Annotated in this window: 2 protein-coding genes; one reads left to right on the forward strand and one right to left on the reverse strand. The window is 45.4% G+C overall.

What is annotated here, in order from left to right; translation table 11 throughout:
* A complete protein-coding gene (locus tag F6K20_RS34095) occupies window positions 1-966 on the reverse strand; it encodes a CHASE2 domain-containing protein (RefSeq protein ID WP_287297736.1) in 966 nt (321 codons plus the stop codon).
* A 469-nt stretch (window positions 967-1,435) separates the two neighbouring features.
* Here F6K20_RS34095 and F6K20_RS34100 point away from each other — a divergent pair, with 469 nt between their 5' ends.
* Entirely contained in the window at window positions 1,436-1,837 is a 402-nt protein-coding gene (locus tag F6K20_RS34100; protein WP_287255154.1) for a BufA1 family periplasmic bufferin-type metallophore, read from the forward strand.
* Window positions 1,838-2,458: the final 621 nt, after the last annotated feature.

Here is a 2,458-nt window from a genome sequence, read left to right on the forward strand (position 1 = left end):
TCAGGTTTTGAGCAAGGGACGACCATCTTCTACAGCACTAATAATTTGGCTGACCATGTTAGCTTGGACTTCCACCCCAGCCGTTGACTCCCGGATGGTAGTGTCATTACTGTAGGGGGTGTAGAAAAAGTCATTTAAACTAACCGCAGTTGCACCAATTAAAACGATGGAATCATTGATCAAGTGATCTGGAATGTTATCTTCCAAAACGTCGGTCATGGTTACCATGCGGAAGGTTCCCGCTGGTCCGCGATAGTTCAAGAAAATCTGGTAACCGCCATGATCGATTCCCACATAACCACCGTCATTGCTGGCCAAAGGGCGAAACATGGCCTTGCCCCACTGGAAAATTCTGGGATCTTGCTGTAATGGTTCAGGAAAAAGGTTTTTTGACTCTAGATAAATCCCCGCTAGGAGCATACTAAAGGAGGGCTGTAGGCGATCATTTACCTTCAGAGAAAGTAAGCTGCGCCGCAGGATACCATCCGTATCGTTTACGACATTATTGGCACCCACTAGACCACGTTCACTGAGAATCCGTGGAGGAGGCACCGCATTGTTAGGGTTTTGTTGATCGATGTATTCGATAGCAACTAAGTTAGGTGTGGTTTCAAACACCCTGAGTAAGTCAGCATGACCAGGTTCAACCGGAAAATCCCGATACAGGTCAAGACCAATGGCTGCAGGGTTTTGAGCGTTGATTTTCTCTAAAACTTGGGCAAGCATCCGATCAGTGATTGGCCACCGTCCAGCACGCTTTAAATCTGCCTCAGTCATAGCCACAATCACAATCCGTTCATCCGTAGGTTCCTTCGGACGCCAACAAAAGTATTGGTCGAGAGCAGCTAGTTCGTAAGGCTGTAACCAGCCGAGTAGCCTGAAAGCGATCGCAATTCCAGCCACCACCGGTGTAGTAATTAGAACACCGCGCCATTCCCATAGTTGTTGTTTTAGTGGTTGCCACATATAGCAGTTTTAAATTAGGTGAGGTATAGCAGAAGTCAGAAGTCAGAAGTCAAACTCTTGCGCTTACAAAGGGTGTGAGACTTTTGTCATGTCCTAACTGCCCTGGCGACTGCTGTACTTTCGTTCTGGGTTTTAGGGACTTCGGAGCAGGGACTTCGGAGCAGGGACTTCGGAGCAGGGACTTCGGAGCAGGGCAGAAACTTCAGATGTACCTCACGCTTACTAGGAAACTATTATTACGGTTGAACCCTTACTGGACTAACTACAAAGCTCTGTCTTAGCTTTGGGTCGATTCACCCTCCCCACACTTCCGGGAGTGATAGATTTACATCAAAAAACTGATAGCTGATAGCTGATAGCTGATGTTGACAATGTCCTATCCCATTTTAACAACTTTCTCAGGGTTATCTCATCCTTTTCAAAGACTCAGTTAAGTTAGATTAAATACCTTAAATAATAATTAAATAGAGTGGAATTAAACCAACACTGTTTTAGTTTAATTCTGTCTACGGACTTACGAGTCAGTTCTGATATTCGGGAGAGTTCTGTGATGAAAGATATCAAAAAAACTGTAATGGTAAGCGCTGCCTTGACTAGTGTCTTGGCTCTAGGTTTAGGTGTAGCATCTGAAAACGCCTTGGCCGGGAAGCCAGGAATGGAAAAATGTGCTGGTATCGTTAAGGAGGGGATGAACGATTGTGGCACCAGCAAGCATGATTGCGGCGGGATGGCTGCGGTAGATAGCGATCCCGAAGAGTGGATCTACGTTCCTGAAGGCACTTGCGACAAGATTGTTGGTGGAACTATTGTACCACCAAAAACCTCCAGCCAGGAAACTGAAAAGCCAACTGAGAGTGCCCAAGCCAATTAAACAAAGCTATCAGCAGGCTGCGCACTCAGCTATCAGCTTATGAATCATGGCTGAGTAGTGTTATGTACACCGATCCCCCCTAACCCCCCTTAAGAAAGGGGGGAATTAGATTCAGTTGAGTAGTGTTATGTATACCGATCCCTTAAGAAAGGGGGGAATTAGATTCAGCTGAGTAGTGTTATGTATACAGAACCCTTAATAAAGGGGGGAATTAGATTCAGTTGAGTAGTGTTCTGTATACCGATCCCCCCTAACCCCCCTTAAGAAAGGGGGGAATTAGATTCAGCTAAGTAGTGTTATGTATACCGATCCCCCCTAACCCCCCTTAAGAAAGGGGGGAATTAGATTCAGCTAAGTAGTGTTATGTATACCGATCCCCCCTAACCCACCTTAAGAACCAATTCTCCTCCACATCCACCTATTAAACAATCCTGTTGAAGATAAGGGTTTTGGGTGGGAGGGCGAAAGAAAACACGTCTTCACAGTTAGATTTCAATTTACAAGTGACTACTAGACCGGTTTCCGGCCGTAATTCCGGACAAGGTCACCACCAGATGCCGACCTTGTTCTAAAATTACGACCAGTACACATTCTTAACTTTTAACAATGATTATTTATTGG

It is taken from the genome of Moorena sp. SIO2C4 (genome assembly GCF_010672485.1).
Classification (GTDB): domain Bacteria; phylum Cyanobacteriota; class Cyanobacteriia; order Cyanobacteriales; family Coleofasciculaceae; genus Moorena; species Moorena producens.